The following is a 20,967-nucleotide window of genomic DNA, read 5'->3' as shown; positions in this document are numbered from 1 at the left end:
GAGTGGGCCTAAGGAACGAGCAATGAAAAGAGCATTTATTTTAGTACTAGACTCATTCGGCATCGGCGCAGCTGCAGATGCAGAGCAATTTGGTGATGTAGGTTCAGACACACTAGGTCATATCGCTGACCAGTGTGAGCAAGGCTTAGCGGATAACGATCAGCGTAAAGGCGCACTTCGTCTTCCAAACCTATCTAAGCTTGGTCTGGCAATGGCACATAAAGAGTCAACAGGTCGTTTCGCACCTGGCCTAGACGCAGACGCTGAAATCATCGGTGCATACGGTCACGCTGCAGAGCTTTCTTCAGGTAAAGACACTCCGTCTGGTCACTGGGAAATCGCAGGTGTGCCTGTTCTGTTTGATTGGGGTTACTTCACTGACAAAGCAAACAGCTTCCCGAAAGAACTGACTGACCGCATCCTTGAGCGTGCAGGTCTTGACGGTTTCCTAGGTAACTGCCACGCGTCTGGTACTCAAGTTCTTGACGATCTTGGTGAAGAGCACATGAAGACTGGCAAACCAATCTTCTACACGTCTGCTGACTCTGTATTCCAAATCGCATGTCACGAAGAAACTTTCGGTCTAGATCGTCTACTAGAGCTTTGCCAAATCGCACGTGAAGAGCTAGAAGATTACAACATTGGTCGTGTTATCGCGCGTCCATTCGTTGGTGCTGGTAAAGGTCAATTTGAGCGTACCGGTAACCGTCGTGACCTTTCTGTTGAGCCACCATCAGCAACGGTTCTACAGAAGCTTGTTGAAGAGAAGCAAGGCAACGTGGTTTCTATCGGTAAGATTGCTGATATCTACGCAAACTGTGGCATCACTAAGAAAGTGAAAGCGACAGGTATCCCTGCACTGTTCGAAGCAACGCTAGAGCAAATCAAAGAAGCGGGTGACAACACCATCGTATTCACTACCTTTGTAGATTTCGCCTCAGCTTATGGTCACCGCCGTGACGTAGCGGGTTACGCTGCTGCACTTGAGTACTTCGATGGTCGCATCAACGAAGTGCTGGATATTATGGAAGAAGACGATGTGCTGATCCTAACGGCAGACCACGGCTGTGACCCAACATGGCCAGGTACTGATCATACTCGTGAGCACATCCCAGTGATTGTTTACGGTAAGAAAGTACCAGCAGGCTCACTAGGTCTTCGTGATAGCTTTGCAGATATCGGTCAAACATTGGCAACTTACTTCGGTATTTCGCCAATGGATTACGGTAAGAACTTCCTATAATTAGATAGGTTTTTGAAAACTAGGAGCTTGATTGCTCCTAGTTTTATGTTCGCAGCATGAAAATGTTGCTTGTCGGAAATGAGAATATTCTAGCTTAAGCCGCCGATAGCAGTGCGGATCGCTAGAGACAGGTTAAGGAAAAGAAACATGGCAACTCCACATATCAACGCAGAAATGGGTGCTTTCGCAGACGTCGTTCTAATGCCGGGTGACCCGCTACGTGCAAAATACATCGTAGAGACTTTCCTTGAAGATGTAGTTCAAGTGTGTGACGTTCGTAATATGTTTGGCTACACAGGCACTTACAAAGGTCGTAAGATTTCAGTAATGGGCCACGGTATGGGTATCCCATCTTGTTCAATCTACGTGACTGAACTGATCAAAGACTTCGGCGTGAAGAAAGTGATCCGTGTAGGTAGCTGTGGCGCTGTGAACGAAGACATCAAAGTACGTGATGTTGTTATCGGTATGGGCGCATGTACAGACTCTAAAGTGAACCGCATTCGCTTCAAAGGTCATGACTTTGCTGCTATCGCTGACTACAAAATGGTTCGCGCAGCAGAAGAAGCAGCAAAAGCTCGCGGCGTAGATGTGAAAGTAGGTAACCTATTCTCTGCTGAGTTGTTCTACACGCCAGATCCAGAAATGTTCGACGTAATGGACAAGTACGGTATTGTGGGTGTTGAAATGGAAGCAGCTGGTATCTACGGCGTTGCAGCAGAGTACGGTGCGAAAGCTCTGACTATCTGTACTGTTTCTGACCACATCAAAACTGGCGAGCAAACGACATCTGAAGAGCGTCAAACTACGTTCAACGACATGATGCTAATCGCACTAGATTCAGTATTGCTAGGTGACGAAGAATAAGGACGAACAGTCTTCTATTCTTTTGCTTATCAGCATAAAAAAACAGCCCGCATGTCGCGGGCTGTTTTGTTTTCGGAATTTGCTTTTCGAGTTACTTGGTTAGCAACAAGTTTTCGCCTTTCTTACGACGGATCGGCTGTCTGCGTAAAATCATGATGAACAACATGCCACACGCGAAGCTCATTAGTACCATCATGTACATGTAGCGATCACTCTTGCGGTAGTGGTGATCAGAAATAGCGGTGACTCGACCAGTTTCAAAGGTCACTCGCACAAAGCCAATCACAGCTCCATCCGACAACACTGGCTCTACGAGCTGTTGGCGGCCAATCGATGCGGTCGCGAGTGGGGTATCTAATCCCAACACCTCACGTACTGATAATGCCTCTTCACTAGAAGCCAAACGCACACCTTGTGCATCATAAATGGTTGCATCAAATACCAAGCGGTCTTGAGCAAGCTGGTTAGTGAGCTTGAGTAGACGTTCTTGGTCTTTATTGATGATCATCTCGCCGGCTGATAAGGACGCCTGCGAAATCAAAACTTTGGTCAGGGTTTCAAGCTGTTGTGCTTGTATTTTCTCATTACCCTTACTGATCACGACACTGTTTTTGATGGTGACAAAAAGCATCACACATAACAGGATCAGAGCCAGAATTCGTAGGGCATTCCTTACTGAGAACAAGGATTCACTCATGCTCTTTACTCGTCCATTCAAATCAAAACAAAGACTTGCCTTTTTAGCTTGTTAAGGTAACGTTTTAGCAAAGTCACAAGGGATTATATACATGGACGCGCCAAAAAGCTTGCCTATCAGAAGGCATACGACTCTTTTAAAACGACTACCCGAAACTCGCTTCGCGACACAGCTTGATAAAGCCAAGGCGAATTGGATTGTGTTTGGTGAACATCTTGAGCCCCGAAACTTCGAAGACATCGATTTCTTTACTGGCTTCTACAACCCGATTTTAGACACTTGGAAAGTTGGTCAATATGAGGTGGCTCTCATGGCGGGCAACCTGACACCAGAGCACGAAACCATTCTGAAAGGTCTAAATCTGGATTACGCCTCTCTGCAGGAAGTGCCGGATCTTTCTGCGCCGGGTTTGGTCGTGTTCGATATGGATTCAACCGCTATTCAAATCGAGTGTATTGATGAAATCGCCAAACTGGCCGGTGTCGGCGAAGAAGTTGCAGAAGTGACTGAGCGCGCCATGCAAGGTGAGTTGGATTTCGAACAAAGCTTACGTCAACGTGTGGGTAAACTGAAAGGTGCCGATGAAGCCATTCTTGAACAGGTACGTGGTCAACTGCCATTTATGCCAGATTTCGAAGCGCTGATTGCAACGTTTAAAGCGCTTGGCTGGAAGACTGCCATTGCCTCGGGAGGTTTTACTTACTTCTCTGATTTCATCAAAGACAAAGTGGGATTGGACTTCGCGCAGTCTAACCAACTGGAAATCGTGGATGGTAAATTGACCGGTGAAGTGCTGGGTGAGGTTGTATCAGCTCAGACAAAAGCGGATATCTTGGTTGAGCTTGCGGAAGAATACGAAATCGAACAACACAATACGGTTGCCGTCGGTGATGGTGCGAACGATTTGGTGATGATGGCTGCGGCAGGGCTAGGTGTGGCTTATCACGCTAAACCTAAAGTTGAAGAGCAAGCGCAAACCGCTGTTCGATTTGCAGGTCTAGGTGGTGTGCTGTGTATCCTTTCTGGCGCTTTGGTTAAGCAGCAAAAAATTAGCTGGAAAGCGAAACCTTAGCTGGAGCTTCTTCCAAATTAACATAGAAAAACACCGCCATCTCGGCGGTGTTTTGTTATTCAGTTAGCTCTAAGCGAACAATCACTTCTTCCGTAATGTCTTCAAATTCGCTGTAACCAACTAGGGCGGTCAGCTCTTTTTCTAACTTACTTGCCTGGTGAACACCAAATTGAGTTAAGTCGCTCAAGTCTTGGCGTAGCAATGATGTCATCGGATCGAAGATCGGCGCCGTTGAAATGCGTGTCGCGTAAAACTCGCCCATCATGCGCGCTTTCTTAATGAACTGAATACGCTCTTTGACGCTGGTGAAGTCTTGTTGCATTTTCGATTCAATAGCGGTGATCTTATTGCCGACTTTACTTACGCTGATATAAATGTCTTGGTGTCGAGCCTGTGCTCCATCAATACGCTTTATTGGGTCGGCAATTAATGTGTTTGAGCGTCCTTTAAAAAGGGGCTCTAACGAATACTGCTGATTGTGACCAAGGCGAGCATACAACTCGATATGTTTTGCCAACGGTAAGTTCACCCCAATTACGGGGGTCTTCACTGAAGAAGCGGCACTTTTGCTGATGAAAATTGGAGTGCTCAGCGTTCGTGACAGTAACACACTGTGCAATCTTTCTAATAGCGCATTGCTTGGTAGCATTTCTTTCTGCGGGATAAGCTTGTCTTGGTTGTGCTCGATAATACTGTTGAAGAAAGCGATCACTTTCATGGTCTTGCTTTGTTCATCAATAACTAGTTGGACACTTCGACCATCAGGGCTAACGCGAATGACACGGTAAGGCACATCTGAAAGTGGTAACTTCTTATCGTAAAGCTGTAACTCGCGAAAGTTAATTCGAACCTCTTGTCCTGAGCGCAGTGCGGTAGGCTCATCCAATCTGAGGCCTAAACCTCGCTTAGAAATATCCGCGGTAAAGCCAGCAGCTTTAGCGTTGCCAGTATCTAGAACCAAAGGGGTTTTAAAACGGTAGCGTGGTTCTTTACGGCGAGACTGGGCATCGAAGTAAATCCCTTTTGGGTTACCAAGAATTTTTCTTGGTTGCCTAAACTCATTTAAGGTGTTTGCAGGTACACGAGGCTTTTCGGTCAGCAAGTAATCTTGGCCTGATTTCTCATCGGCAATTTCTTGTAAGATACCCACGTGAGTCAGCTTTTGCGAGCTTTCGGCCAACTCAGAAGAAAACGCAGCAAGGTCTTCTTTCTCCTGTTGAGACAGTTCGAAAATAGAGATACGGAAAGCACGCCAACTTGCTCGTTTTGCTCCTAGGTGCCAGAACAATTGACGCTGTTCTCTGGTTGCCTCTGGGCGCAGCATTGAATAGAAGTAGGTTTTGCTCTCATGTTCATGAGTGAATGAATACAACACGTTCGTTGCGCCTTTCACGCCGGGAGCAATCAGGGAAGCCATTCTCTTTGGATTGAATAGCGAACCAAACACTTGTTGGTTGCGTTCATCATGCCAGTATTGCCAAAGCTTTTGGTTGTTTGGCGTTAGCATTGCCAGTTTGAGTTCACTGCCTTCGAAAAACAGCGGCAGGTTACTGGTGTGCTTGAGTGCAATGTGCTCATAACCACGCGTGCGGGCACGGATGATTTTATCTTGGTTGTCATGGCGAGCGCGTTTTGCAGCGCTGTTGAGTGCTTCGTCAATCACACGTGCAACGACATTAGTTTCCGTTAAACGAATGGTTCTTAGGTAACGAACGGCATCATTTTCGTAGCAATCGTCCACGGCTAAGACGCGATAAGTGATTGGCTTTTCTACGCCTGCAACCTGAGATTTGCTAGCAAACTCAGTAAAAGTGACTTGGATGACTTCGCCTAAGCTGTATTTGAAAGCGCTTGGAACTTTGAATTTCGCACCAGAGCTGGAAAGATCGATACTCAAACCGTGAATCACTTGCCCTTTAGGGCGGATGATTTCGACTTGAGATTGTACTTTTAAGCGTTTTTCTTGGCGTTTTAGGTCATAACCAAGATGGACAGGTTCTGCCAGAAATGGGCTTTTCGGGTCGGTCAGTGATTGTTCTTCACTCTTACCATTGTTTTTACTCATCACGCGAAAGTTATTGCGCGTGTTGACTAAGGCTTCCCACATACCTTCGGTATAAGCGCCAAACTTCTTTAGGTTCTTGTGGTAAGCATTAAAAGCAACGTCATCCAACCAATGTGGGATGCCATCTAATAGGTATTCACGACATTCACCTTTTACTCGACCTCGTAAATCAATGCTCTTTTTACAAGGTGCCATGACACGGTTGAGTTCCATCTTAACTAGGATTTTGGCTGACGGCGGCTCACCCTCGGTCAATTGACCAAGGACAAAGTCAAAGTCATCAGTGCCATAAACAGGGATGAGTCGTTCTGCGAGCGAGAGAATTTCAGATTGCTGCATTATTTCTGTTAAAGTATGTCGTTATTCGAATTATATCGGCTAAGCAAAGCAAAACTTAAGTATATCAATAGTTCATGTCCGATAAGGTCAGACATGGCTGTGTTTGGTCACATTTGTTGAAAAAACCGAGTGTAGAAAAATCGAGGCATCATGGCGAAAGCAAAACGAGCGTATGTTTGTAATGATTGTGGCGCGGATTTCCCACGTTGGCAGGGGCAGTGTAATGCGTGTGGTGCATGGAATACGATTACCGAAGTTCGCATAGCGGCATCGCCAACTGTCGCGCGCAACGAGCGCTTATCAGGTTATGCAGGATCTGCAACGGAATCAAAAGTTCAAACTCTGTCTGAGATTGATCTGCAAGAAGTTCCGCGATTCACCAGTGGCTTTAAAGAGCTCGACCGTGTGCTTGGTGGGGGCGTGGTGCCTGGTGCTGCCATTCTGATCGGTGGTAACCCAGGTGCAGGTAAATCGACCTTGCTATTGCAAACCATGTGTTTACTCTCAGCGCAAATGCCAACACTTTATGTAACTGGTGAAGAATCCCTTCAGCAGGTAGCGATGCGTGCTTCTCGTCTTGGTTTACCAAAAGAGCATCTAAAGATGCTGTCGGAGACCAATGTCGATAAAATCTGCCAAATCGCAGAGAAAGAACAGCCTCGAATTATGGTTATCGACTCGATTCAGGTAATGCACGTCTCGGATGTTCAGTCTTCTCCGGGCAGTGTGGCGCAGGTGCGTGAATCAGCGACCGCTTTGACGCGCTACGCAAAGCAAAACAATGTTGCTGTCTTTATTGTTGGTCACGTAACAAAAGATGGTACCCTTGCAGGTCCGAAAGTGCTTGAGCATATTATTGACTGTTCTGTGCTGCTCGATGGCGGCACCGATAGTCGCTTCCGTACACTTCGCAGTCACAAAAACCGTTTCGGTGCAGTGAATGAGTTAGGTGTATTTGCCATGACGGGGCAGGGACTGAAAGAGGTCAATAACCCATCGGCTATCTTCCTTTCCCGCGGTGAAGAAGAAACTTCGGGTTCCTCTGTTATGGTGGTATGGGAAGGCACGCGCCCTCTATTAGTAGAGATTCAAGCGCTGGTGGATTATTCGCAACTGGCCAACCCTCGTCGTGTTGCCGTTGGTTTGGAACAAAACCGCCTCTCTTTATTACTCGCTGTCCTGCATAAGCACGGTGGCCTTCAAATGGCTGACCAAGACGTATTTGTGAATGTCGTCGGTGGCGTTAAAGTGACAGAAACCAGTGCTGACCTTGCGTTAGTTATGGCGCTTTTGTCGAGCTTCCGCGATCGCCCATTACCGAAAGATGTGGTCGTATTTGGTGAGGTTGGCTTGGCGGGTGAGATTCGCCCTGTACCAAGTGGACAAGAACGCTTAAATGAAGCATTCAAGCATGGCTTTAAGAAAGCAATCGTCCCTGCGGCAAACATGCCTAAAGGTGGCATTCCTGGTATGCAAATCCACGGCGTGAAAAAATTATCAGAAGCAATTGAAGCATTTGATGAGTTGTAAACGCCACTTTGTGCCCCAATTTAAGGGGTAACAATAATGTTGAATCTGTCCTCATTATTATCGAATAGAGCACACAAATTGCTAAGTTTGACTATTATTTGAGGACGGAAAATTTACGTTAAAATTTTTTTTCTTCCATCCGCACGCAAGGGTATCAGTATTGACAGAATGTGATATACTCTGCGCGCACTTTATACCTTATTAACAGAGTAAGACAATGACTGATTTATCAAAATACAGAAACATTGGTATTTTTGCTCACGTAGACGCGGGTAAAACTACCTCTACAGAGCGTATCCTAAAGCTAACTGGTAAGATCCATAAGATCGGTGACACTCACGACGGTTCAACTACTACTGACTTCATGGAGCAGGAAGCTGAGCGTGGTATCACAATCCAGTCTGCAGCAACAACTTGTTTCTGGAACGATCACCGTCTAAACATCATCGATACTCCTGGACACGTTGACTTCACTATCGAAGTTTACCGTTCTCTAAAAGTACTTGACGGTGGTATCGGTGTATTCTGTGGTTCTGGTGGTGTTGAGCCTCAGTCAGAAACTAACTGGCGTTACGCTGACGAATCACACGTATCTCGTCTGATCTTCGTTAACAAACTAGACCGTATGGGCGCTGACTTCTACAAAGTTGTTGACCAAGTACAAAACGTTCTAGGTGCTACTCCACTAGTAATGACTCTACCTATCGGTATCGAAGAAGATTTCGTAGGTGTTGTTGACGTACTAAGCCAACAAGCTTACGTATGGGACGAGTCTGGCCAGCCAGAGAACTACGAAGTTCAAGACATCCCAGCTGATCTAGTTGAGAAAGCGGCTGAATACCGTGAAATGCTAATCGAAACTGCTCTAGAGCAAGACGAAGATCTAATGATGGCTTACCTAGAAGAAGGCGAAGAGCCATCTCTAGAAGACATCAAACGTTGTATCCGTAAAGGTACACGTGACCTAGCATTCTTCCCAACTTACTGTGGTTCAGCGTACAAGAACAAAGGTATCCAACTTATTCTTGACGCGGTAGTAGATTACCTACCATCACCAACAGAAGTTGATCCTCAGCCTCTAACTAACCCAGAGACTGGCGAACCAACTGGCGAAGTTGCACTTGTATCTGAAAACGAGCCGCTAAAAGCGCTTGCATTTAAGATCATGGACGACCGTTTCGGTGCTCTAACGTTTATCCGCGTTTACTCAGGCCGCATGAAGAAGGGTGACACAATCCTTAACTCTGCAACTGGTAAAACTGAGCGTATCGGCCGTATGGTTGAGATGCACGCAGACGAGCGTAACGAAATCGATTCAGCTCAAGCTGGTGACATCATCGCTGTAGTTGGTATGAAGAACGTTCAAACTGGTCACACTCTATGTGATCCTAAGCACGAATGTACTCTAGAACCAATGATCTTCCCAGATCCAGTAATCTCTATCGCAGTTAAGCCTAAAGATAAAGGCGGTTCTGAGAAGATGGGTATCGCGATCGGTAAGATGGTTGCAGAAGATCCATCATTCCAAGTAGAGACTGATGAAGAATCTGGCGAAACTATCCTACGTGGTATGGGTGAACTTCACCTAGATATCAAAGTAGATATCCTAAAACGTACTTACGGCGTTGAGCTAGAAGTAGGTGCTCCTCAAGTTGCTTACCGTGAAACAATCACTCAAGCAATCGAAGACAGCTACACGCACAAGAAGCAGTCTGGTGGTTCTGGTCAGTTCGGTAAGATCGACTACCGTATCAAACCAGGCGAAACTGGTTCAGGCTTCACGTTCAAATCAACAGTTGTTGGTGGTAACGTACCTAAAGAATTCTGGCCTGCAGTTGAGAAAGGTTTCGCATCTATGATGGAAACTGGTGTTCTAGCTGGCTTCCCAACTCTAGACGTAGAAGTTGAACTATTCGACGGTGGTTTCCACGCAGTTGACTCTTCAGCTATCGCTTACGAAATCGCTGCTAAAGGCGCATTCCGTCAGTCTATGCCTAAAGCTGGCGCGCAACTTCTTGAGCCAATCATGAAAGTTGACGTGTTCACTCCAGAAGATCACGTTGGTGACGTAATCGGTGACCTTAACCGTCGTCGTGGTATGATCAAAGACCAACAAGCTGGTACTACTGGCGTACGTATCAAGGGTGATGTACCTCTATCAGAAATGTTCGGTTACATCGGTACTCTACGTACTATGACTTCTGGCCGTGGTCAGTTCTCTATGGAGTTCTCACACTACTCGCCATGTCCAAACAACGTTGCTGAGCAAGTAATTGCTGACGTTAAAGAGCGTAACGCTAAGAAGTAATTCTTAAGTTAACTCTGTAAGACATCAAAGCCCCGCCTAGTGCGGGGCTTTTTACTTTCTGTCGGTAAACTCATCTATGCGGCCTTGCTGCATCTATTACTGACTTTATTCTTCTTTTAACTGAATCGTTTCAAAATCTCGGACAGTGCTACGTTCGAAATCAGCAATCTCTTCTTTTATCCACTGGCTAAACAACTGTGCTTTTTGGCGCTTTAAGTAACCGGTCGGTGCACAGAGGTAATAGGCGTATTTCGGTTGAATGCCTATGTCTCCAATTCTTACCAGTTTTCCTTCTTGGATATATCGATAAGCCAAACTGTGCTTGACCAAAGCTACGCCTTGCAGTGACAAAGCGCCTTCTAGGACTAAGTGCGAACCACTGTATTTGAGGGTTGGCTTCGCCGCTTTATGACCTAGTGTATTGAGCCACAAGTTCCAGTCTAAGTCCGGCCAGAGGTCTTCGATTAATTCTGCTTTATCTAAATCTTCAACACCGTAGATGCCGTGTTCTTTTTGGTAAATGGGATGGCAAGCAGGGTAGAAAACTTCATCCATCAACCACTGTGATTCAAGGTTCGGATAATCGCCATGCCCATAGCGAACGCAAAGGTCTATCTGACTGTCTTGAAATGACACCAACTCGTTGGTTGGTTCCATCAGTAAAGAGATATCCGGATGACGTTGCCGAAAAGCGGTGATTCTTGGTACTAACCAATGGTGTGCAAAAGAGGGAAGCGTAGAGATGGAGAGGTGATTCGGGTTGGGATCTTGATTAATCAGCCGTACACCTTGCTGAAGGTGGTTGAACCCCCGCTCAGCTTGGGCAAACAGTAAATCGCCCTCTGCGGTAAGGAGTATCTTTCGGTGTTGGCGGACAAATAAGTCGGTACCGAGAAACTCTTCCAACTGACGTATCTGCTGACTAATCGCGGCTGGTGTGACAAATAGGTATTTGGCAGCGGCTTTAAAACTGCCTTCCTTTGCCGCGATGTAGAAGTAGTACAGCCCTTGTAACGGAGGCATACGTTCTTTCACGTTAGTTTTCCTTAACTCAGTGTCAGATTCTATCGTTTGAGAATAGCAGGGTACTCACTGATTATTAAGTGGTCAATATGAATGAATCGAGGAGGATATATGAACAATGCAACGCAAACCTGTGGCCAGTTAGCGTCGAAGCCACGCAAGAGTTTAGTTCAGTATATCTTTTCCAAGTTAGCTGTATGGAGAAAGAACTACCGTACACGACGTCATTTGTCTGAGTTACCTCGCCACCTTTTGGATGATATCGGTTACAACGAAACTGAAGTCCAAAAGGAAATTCAGAAACCGTTTTGGCGAGATTGAACTTTAGCTAAATAAAAAGCCAGCGAGTAATCTAACGCTGGCTTAGTATTCGATAGTGTCACCTTTAAGGCATGGCTTTTACTTCAACCGTTATCGTATCTTGGTATTTACCGGCTCGGGCAAAGTCGATATTGCCTAATGTCACTTCAAGTGGCACTCCCCAGCGTTTGGTATTCTCATTATTAGAGAAGGTATAAACCGATTGCTGGTTTACTAGAGCGTTGTTGAATCGCAACGTATATGGGATGGTAATGTTGGGCTCCGACTTCTGCTTCAGTTCACCATATTTTTGTTTCACCACAAGCCTGACATTTGAGTTTGAAAGAAGATCGAAATCAGAGCGGTAGGTTCGGTTAGATTCCAAATCACCAAGCTGAAAACGATAACCTGAGTTGCCAGAACGCTGTAGATTTGGCGCGTTTGGTACAGAGTTGAAAGCCACAAACGCTGGCACTTTGAGTTTTACTTTCGCATTTTTTGTCTCTTGTTTTCTGTCTAAAGAAATAGATGCTTCAAGAAGTCCGTTGTAGTTGCCAGATGCTGCTACTTTAGCCTCTGGAGCCTTTATCCAGAACTTGGTTCTTTGGCTATTATCCAAGGGCAGTTGAAACCCTTTATTTGGAAAGTGACTCAATTGCCGAAAGTTTTTGTCCAGAATGGTCAGAGGCAAGTTCGTTCCAATGGAGCTTAAGTAGCTCGATTGCTTGTTGTTGACCGAGACCATTGCCATAGGAAATCGACAGCTCTGAATATCGCGTGATAACTCCAGATAAACCGGAATGTAAGCGCCTAAGTCACGTTTAAATTCAACGTTACTTCGGTCAACGTTTAGTGTCCATTTGCCACTGCATTCGGCCCAAACTGGTTGAGATAACATGGCTAAACCGAACACTGAGAGTTTGAATAAGTGTTTCATGGTTTATCCCTCTTTAATAAGTAAAGTGGGTAGATAAATCAGATTTTCATTGGTTTCTGGGACGTTCAATTTGGCTGGGCTAAAGCCATCAATCATGATGGTGTAGCTACCCGGTGCAACGCCTTCCACAACAAATCTACCTGATCGGTTAGTGAAAAAGTCATACGTTTTTTGTTGTCCAACTAACTGACCTTGGAAAAGTTTTAATGGCTTTTTAGGTCCGAGTTCAATCGTGCCAATAATGGTTTTCGACGCTGCTGACCCTATTTTTATTAGATGACCAGTCTGTGACCCTGGCGTGATGTTGTACTCGTGGTCGCCAAAGTCATAGCCGACAGGAGCATCCGGTACGTTGATGTAAATGCTGGATAACTGATGCCCACCTGATAATTGAACGGCATTATTAATTGTAGAAGTTGAGATTGCTTCTGCAGGATCATCAGCGACCGCATTTATTTCTACGTCTGCATCTAACGAGTCATGAACCGCGACGATGGCCACTGGACCATTGATCGGACGTGACCAAGCTAAGTTTCCATCAGCTACGGTCAGTGCTGTACTGGCTCGTAAAGACGCCGTTTGATAGCTGTCCGCATTATCAAATTCTAGATGTGAGACTTTGGCATCGGTGATAAAGCGGTTAGCAACATAATTGCCCTCGACCGAATACGTTTGAGAGTCCGCATCGCCTTCCGCTGTAAGCGCATAACCATAACTGCCAGTGTAATCGTCGGATGGGCGTTGGAATTGCGCTCGGTAAGTATCGGGTTCGTTTGAGTAGGAGACGTTCGCATTGTATTGGCCATCAATAGAGTTCCAGTCCCAGTCAGCAGAGAAGATGAAGCGAGTTTCATCAATGTTGTCATTTGGGTTTTCTTCTTTTTCTACACCAGCAGAGAGCGAGAGACTGAAAATCTGCCAAGCAATCTCGGAAGAAGCCAACCATTCAACCTCTTCTTCTTCAAAGTCACGATAATCTCCGCTCAATATTAGATTGAGATCATCCGTAATGGTGAACACATAATTCGAAAATACGCGTAAGCCAGTGCTTGGATCTGCAATCTGCCAAGGTAAGGCAAAATACTTATCTTGGTACTCAACACCAAGGCGGAAGTTAGGTGAGCCATAACTGTCCGTTCCCCACAATTGATGGGAATAATCCAAACTGTAGATACTGCCTGTTTCGTCATTAGGATTGTTGTTTTGTGCAGAAGCTCGAACGCCTAAATTCCCCCAATCCGAGCCGATAGTCGCGATCACTCCGAGTTGTTGTCCCTCAGGGTGATAAAGGCCATTTACACCAAGTGTTAACGTATCGCTGATACCATAGTCATAGTATCCAGATGTGATCCACTGCTCGTCATCGTATTTAAAGTTGTTGTCATCAATTGTCGAAGCCAATCCTGAGTAAAAACCAAAGTCAGAAATGCCTTCACGCAGTAAACGGGAATTAAAAAATTGACTGTAAACGATGGTATCCGTTCTGCCTGATTGATAGCTAATGTCTAAGCGGACATCATTCGTACCGGAAACGAGAGGCAAATCATCAAGTGTGTATCGACCTGGCGGCAATCTGATTTCAGTAAGAAAAATATCATTGATATAGATTTCGACATCGGCACTTTCATTTAGCACCAAAGGCTGTGTGCCACCATTTTGGATGTTTCGAGTTGGTTGCAAGTCTTGATACAAACGTTCAAATGCGACCCCGCCCATAGGGGTACTAGGAAGGTGCCCTGCGCTTGTTTGGGTGACATCACCAAAGGTTAGTCGCCAAGGAGTGCTAGGTTCATCAAAGAAAAGGCGAGCCTCACCGCGATACACATCAGAGTCAACATCGTTGCCGCCAGTGACGAAACCAGAGACATCAATATTTGCGCCTCGAACGCCACCAATATTGGCTCGAACTAACCACTCTCCAAGCCAAGTTTGAGTATCTTCGGCGTTAGAATCGCTGAATAACGTGTAATCTGTGCTGGCGTTCAGCGTATTTTGCATTGTCCAGAAAGCACTTTCCGAATACTGGGCGGGTTCATATTTACTGCCAAAAGACAGCAAAAACTCTGCCGCCGCAGATTCATCAATGACCAGATTAATGCTTTGTTCGGAAGAGTCGAAAGTGGCATTAATGCCCATACGATCCAACTGCTCAACCGTAATGTACTCTCCAGAGAAGGCTCGTAGTGCGGTAAGTGTCTCACCATTTATCAGCTTCTCTACTGATTGAGCGAGTTGCTCTACGTTGATTGAGCCTACGGTCATGCCATCAGAATAGGCGTCTACTTCGCCGATGGTATTCTCACCCCAAGTAACGGGAAATGGGAACAACCAACTCTGTGCAATCGCTGTTTGCATGGCCGTGACTAAGGTGAGGCATAGAATGAGATTTTTCATAAAAACCTCATTAGTCTATTGTTTTAACAGAAACTTTTTTTGGTTGCCCTAAATCACTTGGCAAAGTGTATTTCACTGTTGTGCCCGGCATTAGGTAAGCGCTTGTCTTTTTGCTTAGCACTTCCCAATCGACGGTTTTGTTTGCTTTGCCACCAGAGAAGTTAAACTCCATACCGTTCATGTTTAGTACACGTTTACCGTCGTTTCTGATCGAAACCTGATTGTTTTGGATGGTAGCGGTTGGAATCGACTTGCTAGAGGCAGGAGAAACAAAGGCTAGGGTGGCAAACTCTAACAGCATAGAAATTGAACTGTCATCGTCATTTTCTTCGACTTGGTTTTCTAATTCGATTTGGGTAAAGACGATGCGGTAGGTGACCGTTTGTTTAATCGGACCTTTTGGCATGTGGCGTACACGGAAAGTTTGAGATTTTTGCCCTGCAATTTTGGCTTGAGGAGGAAGAATAAGAAATTCGTCTTCTGATGGCGTCAGAATTTCTTCGCCTGTAGAGAAGTCAGCTTGATAGACATTTACTTCAAGAAGAATCGGTTCTTCTTCTACATTGGTCACTTTGTACAAACCTTGTGAGTTCCGACCAACATCATCGAGTTCGAGATAGATCGGGCTCACTTCATATGCGAAAAGTAGAGAACTGAACAGTAAAGAAAATAGAAGAGTGGTGATCCTAGCCATAGATATTTCTCCCTAAAACAAACTTGGCTCGATAACCGAGCCAAGTTTTAATTGTCTATAAAGACATTGTCCATAAAGTGTCGTTCGGCTATGGCATTACTGGACCTGACGCAGCAAGGCTCACTTTGATACGACCTTTATATTTACCTGCTCGTGCAAAGCCTGAGTCTTCAGGTTTCACATAAATTGGATGTTTGTTGATTTTGTTCACCAAATGCTCGCCCACTGATGGGATTGGCGATGCCATTTGTTCCATACCATGGTGGTTTTTGGTGTTCGCAACCGTTTCTGAACCAATTTTTACTTTGTAGTTAATTTTCTCACCCATGTTGTGCTTGGTTACGCCGCGTAGTTTGTAAGCGGTTACTGAGAAGTCCAGATCAGTACCGTAGTTACACCAAGCTCGTAAGTTACCTACTAGCACTTTCTTGTTATTGAAACCGTTATCCCACGAATCAGAATGCACTTTGTTTGCTTTACGCAGAACGTTGTTCTTAACATCTTTCTTACCAATTCGTAGTAGACAGCGTTTTGGCACTCGACCTTCGATTCGAATGGTTTTTTGGTCAGTTTTACTCAGCGTTGTAAAGTCCACTGGGTTGTTAAACTGAACCGCAGAAGCGCCAAAAGAAAGTGAAGCGGCTGCTGCAGCTACTGCTGAAGCTAGAAGTAACTTTTTCATAACTCAATCCCTCGTTAGTAATGAATGCATATCGTTGCATCGCTCTACTAGCTTATGAGGGGAGGAGTCTCTCAACCTCACCGACAAAGGTGAGATGATGTTATTAGTTAGGGTGAAAAAGGGGTGAACTTGGTTCAACTCAATTTGATTTCACCCTGACTAATGTTGAATTAATCAATAATCCTTTTTGATTTCTTATAGTTAGCTTAGAACTGTTCTTTTGCCATTGCCATTAACTCGTAGCGAGAATGTACATCCAATTTATGCAATACGTTGGACGCATGCGTCTTGACGGTATTCACGCTCACATTTGAGTGCCTAGCTATCTGCGTATTGGAGAGGCCTTGGAGCATGAGTTTGCACACTTCACTCTCTCTTTTAGTGAGTAAGAATTTAGAGCTGAGCTCTTCAGCTGCGACGACTGGGTTTTCTGTGCCCTGCTGATAGTGATGAATGGCTTTATTTAAGATGTGACGTGGGAACCAAACATCACCATTCGCAACTGCAGAGACGGCTTTGGGTAAGAGTTCTAGCCCATGACAGATTTGGCCAGAGTAACCTTTCTCAAGCCATTCTAGTGATGTTTGTGAACTAACGTTGACTGCTATCCATTTCTCATCTCTTTCATTAGGGGCGATACCATAGCGTTTTGGACAAGGCATGGTCTGTACGTCGAATAAGACAATGGTATTGATGGTGTCTTCATCCATTTGGGTGAAGCGATCGCTATTGACGAAATTGACATATGGAAAAGAAACTTTGATCAAGTCGCGAATCACCCTTGAGTATGAATTATCACGACTCAATAGGTGGACAACAAAATGCTGAGTACTGAATTCCATGGCAAATATTCCCTTAGGTCTAGATTTTAAAATTGTTATTAACCTAGTTCTCAACGCGTTGATGTATAAAGTATTTATTGAATAGACTGCAGTACACGATTCATTTGTATTCATAATTTGTTGAGCATGAATGCGCTCATAAATCATGTGCACTTGTATTAGAAAAGATTAGTACCATATGACTAGAATACAAATGTCGAGAAGACAATCGGTTAGGGAAATTTGCAGAAATTCTTGAAAAAGATAAGTATGAAAAGGTATGAGACAAGTCACCCCAGAAGAACTGAAAAGTCAGTCTCTGGGGTGAAGTTAGGGTGAACTGGCATCAAACTGAGGGGTTACAAGTCTTCCTCCCACACCACTAAATCGCCTTTTGGCCAGTTGTGGCCGATCTCGTGGTATTTCTGCTCAAGCACATGACGCTTAATCTTCAAGGTTGGAGTTAACACGCCATTCTCGATGCTCCATGGGTCTTTGATCATCAATACCCCTTTGATCTGTTCGTGAGATTCAAGCTCTTGGTTCATCCGATCGATCACTTTACGTGTGGTTTTTGCGTAACGCTCTTTGTCGAAGTTCGGGAAGTCATGTGGCACAACCAACAAGATTGGACCGGGTAGACCTAAACCGATCAAACACATCATCTCTACGCGACTGTATTCGAACAGTTTCTTTTCGATAGGCACAGGAGCGACGAACTTACCTTTCGATGTTTTGAAGGTGTCTTTCTTACGACCTTGAATGGTGAGGTAACCGTCGGCATCGATCGAGCCGATATCACCAGTATGCAGCCACCCATCTGCGTCAAACGACTCTTGGGTAGCAATATCATTCTTGTAGTAGCCAGAGAACAAGCCTCTACCACGCACCATGATCTCATCATCGTCAGCGATTTTAAGTTCAATGCCAGGGCCTGCATTACCGACCGAGCCAATCTTATCTGCGCGGAACGGATAGTTCAGTGTGCTATAGGCGAAGGACTCTGTCATGCCCCATGCTTCGGTGATGTTCAAGCCAACGCTTCGATACCATTCCAACAATGCTGGTGAGACAGGTGCAGAGCCACAACCAAGGACTCGTGCTTGGTCTAAGCCAAGACCATCGGCAAGCTTTTTCTTGATCAAAGAATTGACGAAAGGAATCTTCAACAGAATGTTGAGCTTTTTCTGAGGAAGTTTGTCTTGGATACGTTGTTGGAACAACGTCCACAAGCGAGGTACAGAGATAAACAGCGTCGGACGATGCATCTTCACATCTTCGATGAAGGTATCGAGCGATTCTGGGAACGCCGTCGTCACACCACCCATGATGGATGAACCGAAGATGTAGACACGCTCGGTGATGTGCGCAAGTGGTAAGTACGAGAACAATCGGTCGTTTTCTTGAATGCCGATATGGTTGATGAGTTGTTGAACTGACCAACTGAACGCACCATAGGTGAGCATTGCTCCCTTGGGTAGGCCGGACGTACCTGATGTGTAAACCAGAGACATCAGTTTGTCGTCGTAATGCTGCGGGCGTTCTTCACTCGGCTTAGCGTTAGCGATCAGCTCTTTAAACTGATGCTGGCAGTTTGGCGCGGTATCGTAAGGCAGTGCGATGCTAATGATATCTGGCATCGCGTCTATCACTTGTTGCGTTGCAGCAGGATCATCAAGCTTACCGCCGATCAGTGCTTTACTCTCACTGTGGGTGAGGCAGTACTCAATGGTATCGGCACCCGCTGTCGGGAAAATAGGCACACTAACGTAATCGCCAAGCATCATGGCTAAATCACAGATGAACCATTCTGCACAGTTTTTCGAGACTAAAGCCACTTTATCGCCTGGCTGTACACCAAGGTTACGTAAAGCGCTGACAAGCCTTAACGCTTGATCGGCAACTTCCGCATAAGTGAACTCAACGAACTGTCGGTTGATGATTTGTTTTAAGTAGACTTCATCTGGGCGTTCCGCTGCCCATTTGAGAATCATTTCATTTGGTGGTGGGAGAGCGCAAGTCTGCTCACTTAACTCGTTAGGCTGAATCATTCTCTAACTCCATGTTAATCGCAGGGTTTGTTGTTGTTAATGTAATGTTAACAATAGCATGGGTAAGGTTGTTTGGGGAAAGAAAAAGTAACAACTTGTTGTTAGGGATCACAGCTTATGACCTCAATGGGCTAAAGTACGGTTTAATTGATTATCAAAGTGTATCAATCACTCGCTTTTGATAGTGGTGATAGAGACGCATGACTTTTTCTACGTAGTTTCGAGTCTCTTCAATAGGCAGAGTTTGGGTTAGTCGAAAGTAAAGTTCGTCTTCTGTGAGTCGGTTCATTTCTGAAGAAAATTGAGGCAGTGACTGAGTGTAAGATAGATAACGCATTAGGTTCGACAACCCACAGTTGTAAGCCGCAATGGCCAAAAGCATTTTGTTTTGTTCGGATCGCACCGAGTGTAAGTAATCGGTTTTGAGAATATGTAAGTACGCCGCCCCTGTATCTATATTAAAGTTCGGCTCGAACAACTCATTACGTGAAATTTTTCTTCCGAAGTACAGTTTTTGGGAGACTTCCAACGCTCCGCCATTTTGCATGACTTGCATTAAGCCAATGGCATCTTTGTGTGAGACTGCATTGGGGTTAAAGGCGCTTTCAGTATGAATAATGGCCAGCAGCAAGGCGGTTTCTATTTTCCATTGCGTAGCAGCTTCAGAAATCATGGGTAAATATTGTAAGGCGGCAGGAGAGGTGGGTTTGGTCACCTTATTGTAAGCTTTGGCTTTTGTCGGCTCGGTTGTGCCTCTTAGCTCCACCACTTGCGTTCCTGAATGCCGAGATACGCTTGGCAATGTTTTCAGTTTGAGCTTTTTCTCTTGGAGAGAGTGGCGGTTTTGCTGGTTGAGTGTTTGTTGATCGATCTTGGTCATTTTTGCATTGGCTTGAGGGTACACAGCCAGAGCCATCGAAGTCAGAATCCAGATGAGACCTTTCTGAGCAAGCGCGCGTTTGATTCGTTTGAAAGCCGCAGCCATAACCGCTCCAGTGACTAAAAATGCTTGTGCCCTTTTCTCAGCTTATCGTGTAGCCACTGGTGATACTTACTGTAATCCGAGTGAATGGGCCAGATCAAAGAGGCGTACAACTGCTTGCCAAACAAGGCAGTCTCACTTGGTGCTTTGGCCAAGACATCACGATGCATCGAGTTATCAATCGTATGTTGTGGTAGGAACGCCATGCCTTTCTTCGCAATGCATAACTCCATGATGGTACTGATATCATCGAGTATCCACATATTGTTTTTGGCGACATTAGACAAGTCGATCAAATCCTCACACCCGTCTAATAAGAGTAGGCGAGACTCGGTGGGTTTTCCTTGTTGAATAAGGTCATGATGTACCACCCAATTACAGTTGACGGTAAAAAGCTCATCAATATTAAAGTCGAGTTTCGTGCGGTGGTAAGGATTACAGATGGCAATGTCGATTTGGTTGTTATTGATGTATTGGCCAAGGATTTGACTAGGTTTGGTGACAACAGTTAATTCTATTTCTGGAAAGGCTTCTGAGAACTCAATGAGGGCACTTTTGACTTCATTGTTAAACACCAGAGAATCAATGCCAACTCGCATATGGTACAGATCCGTTCTCAAAAGGGATTCGGCGATTTGGCTCAGCTCGTTGTATTTGTTGATGATGGGCGTCGCCAGTTGATAAATCTTCTTTCCCCGTTCTGTTGGTTCGACTTGCTTATTGCTCCTGTCGATAAGTAAGTAACCTAACTCCTCTTCTAAGCTCTTCACCGCACCGCTCACCGTAGACTGAGACTTACCTAATTTTCTTGCTCCACTACTAAAAGAACCATGAGTGATCACGGCATGAAAAGAGATGAGATTGTCGAAGGGAAGTTTCATCGCGGTGCTTCCTCTGGTCTCTAGTCCATAAGTTTTAGCTTAATGGGTATGAAGAAGGTTGAATTAATAATCCAGCCAAGT

At 45.2% G+C, this 20,967-nt stretch carries 17 protein-coding genes; 6 read left to right on the top strand and 11 right to left on the bottom strand.

The genetic code is table 11. The annotated features are described in order from the left end of the window. Positions 1-22 precede the first annotated feature (22 nt). Together ATB78_RS13660 and deoD are read left to right on the top strand one after the other, a co-directional pair. A complete protein-coding gene (locus ATB78_RS13660; RefSeq protein ID WP_061008923.1) occupies positions 23-1,243 on the top strand; it encodes a phosphopentomutase in 1,221 nt (406 codons plus the stop codon). A gap of 147 nt (positions 1,244-1,390) precedes the next feature. After that, on the top strand, positions 1,391-2,110 hold the full coding sequence (deoD, locus tag ATB78_RS13655; RefSeq protein WP_061008922.1) for a purine-nucleoside phosphorylase: 720 nt from the start codon (positions 1,391-1,393) through the stop codon (positions 2,108-2,110). Between the two features lie 91 nt (positions 2,111-2,201). Here deoD and ATB78_RS13650 read toward each other — a convergent pair whose 3' ends face one another. After that, positions 2,202-2,807 carry a YtjB family periplasmic protein gene (locus ATB78_RS13650; RefSeq protein ID WP_027726522.1) on the bottom strand — a complete coding sequence of 202 codons (606 nt, stop codon included), beginning with the start codon at positions 2,805-2,807 and terminating at the stop codon, positions 2,202-2,204. Positions 2,808-2,898: 91 nt separating this feature from the next. Here ATB78_RS13650 and serB point away from each other — a divergent pair, with 91 nt between their 5' ends. After that, the gene (gene serB, locus ATB78_RS13645; RefSeq protein WP_045414517.1) at positions 2,899-3,879 is read left to right on the top strand and encodes a phosphoserine phosphatase; all 981 of its coding nucleotides are present in this window, start codon (positions 2,899-2,901) and stop codon (positions 3,877-3,879) included. 55 nt (positions 3,880-3,934) lie between these two features. On the opposite strand, the gene ATB78_RS13640 is transcribed toward serB, so the two are convergent. Beyond that, positions 3,935-6,283, bottom strand: coding sequence for a PilZ domain-containing protein (locus ATB78_RS13640; protein WP_061008921.1), 2,349 nt, complete (start codon positions 6,281-6,283; stop codon positions 3,935-3,937). Between the two features lie 150 nt (positions 6,284-6,433). Between ATB78_RS13640 and radA the strand changes: the two genes are divergently transcribed. Beyond that, the gene (gene radA / locus ATB78_RS13635) at positions 6,434-7,813 is read left to right on the top strand and encodes a DNA repair protein RadA (RefSeq protein ID WP_005439523.1); all 1,380 of its coding nucleotides are present in this window, start codon (positions 6,434-6,436) and stop codon (positions 7,811-7,813) included. A 217-nt stretch (positions 7,814-8,030) separates the two neighbouring features. Beyond that, positions 8,031-10,121, top strand: a complete 2,091-nt coding sequence (gene fusA / locus ATB78_RS13630) for an elongation factor G (RefSeq protein ID WP_005439525.1) — start codon at positions 8,031-8,033, stop codon at positions 10,119-10,121. Between the two features lie 105 nt (positions 10,122-10,226). Here fusA and ATB78_RS13625 read toward each other — a convergent pair whose 3' ends face one another. Next, positions 10,227-11,156, bottom strand: coding sequence for a LysR substrate-binding domain-containing protein (locus tag ATB78_RS13625; protein WP_041058754.1), 930 nt, complete (start codon positions 11,154-11,156; stop codon positions 10,227-10,229). A gap of 99 nt (positions 11,157-11,255) precedes the next feature. Here ATB78_RS13625 and ATB78_RS13620 point away from each other — a divergent pair, with 99 nt between their 5' ends. Continuing rightward, entirely contained in the window at positions 11,256-11,465 is a 210-nt protein-coding gene (locus ATB78_RS13620; RefSeq protein WP_005439528.1) for a DUF1127 domain-containing protein, read from the top strand. Positions 11,466-11,529: 64 nt separating this feature from the next. Here the strand turns inward: ATB78_RS13620 and ATB78_RS13615 are convergent, their stop codons facing one another. The 8 genes from ATB78_RS13615 to ATB78_RS13580 form a co-directional block, all read right to left on the bottom strand. Further along, positions 11,530-12,381: a hypothetical protein gene (locus ATB78_RS13615; protein ID WP_061008920.1), complete on the bottom strand. Its 852-nt coding sequence runs from the start codon at positions 12,379-12,381 to the stop codon at positions 11,530-11,532. Between the two features lie 3 nt (positions 12,382-12,384). Continuing rightward, positions 12,385-14,775, bottom strand: coding sequence for a fimbria/pilus outer membrane usher protein (locus ATB78_RS13610; protein ID WP_061008919.1), 2,391 nt, complete (start codon positions 14,773-14,775; stop codon positions 12,385-12,387). 10 nt (positions 14,776-14,785) lie between these two features. Next, the gene (locus ATB78_RS13605; RefSeq protein WP_045414511.1) at positions 14,786-15,469 is read right to left on the bottom strand and encodes a fimbria/pilus periplasmic chaperone; all 684 of its coding nucleotides are present in this window, start codon (positions 15,467-15,469) and stop codon (positions 14,786-14,788) included. 88 nt (positions 15,470-15,557) lie between these two features. After that, the gene (locus tag ATB78_RS13600; protein WP_042603848.1) at positions 15,558-16,151 is read right to left on the bottom strand and encodes a hypothetical protein; all 594 of its coding nucleotides are present in this window, start codon (positions 16,149-16,151) and stop codon (positions 15,558-15,560) included. A 206-nt stretch (positions 16,152-16,357) separates the two neighbouring features. Continuing rightward, positions 16,358-16,993 (bottom strand): response regulator transcription factor, encoded by a 636-nt coding sequence (locus tag ATB78_RS13595; protein WP_038894250.1) that lies wholly within the window; start codon positions 16,991-16,993, stop codon positions 16,358-16,360. 338 nt (positions 16,994-17,331) lie between these two features. Next, on the bottom strand, positions 17,332-19,023 hold the full coding sequence (locus tag ATB78_RS13590) for an AMP-binding protein (RefSeq protein ID WP_061008918.1): 1,692 nt from the start codon (positions 19,021-19,023) through the stop codon (positions 17,332-17,334). Between the two features lie 154 nt (positions 19,024-19,177). Continuing rightward, positions 19,178-20,008 (bottom strand): transglycosylase SLT domain-containing protein, encoded by an 831-nt coding sequence (locus ATB78_RS13585; protein WP_061008917.1) that lies wholly within the window; start codon positions 20,006-20,008, stop codon positions 19,178-19,180. 14 nt (positions 20,009-20,022) lie between these two features. Further along, positions 20,023-20,886: a LysR family transcriptional regulator gene (locus ATB78_RS13580; RefSeq protein WP_020193913.1), complete on the bottom strand. Its 864-nt coding sequence runs from the start codon at positions 20,884-20,886 to the stop codon at positions 20,023-20,025. Positions 20,887-20,967: the final 81 nt, after the last annotated feature.

This window comes from Vibrio sp. CUB2 (genome assembly GCF_001557945.1).
GTDB classification, from domain to species: Bacteria; Pseudomonadota; Gammaproteobacteria; order Enterobacterales; family Vibrionaceae; genus Vibrio; species Vibrio owensii.
This window is presented reverse-complemented; position numbering and strand designations above follow the sequence as displayed.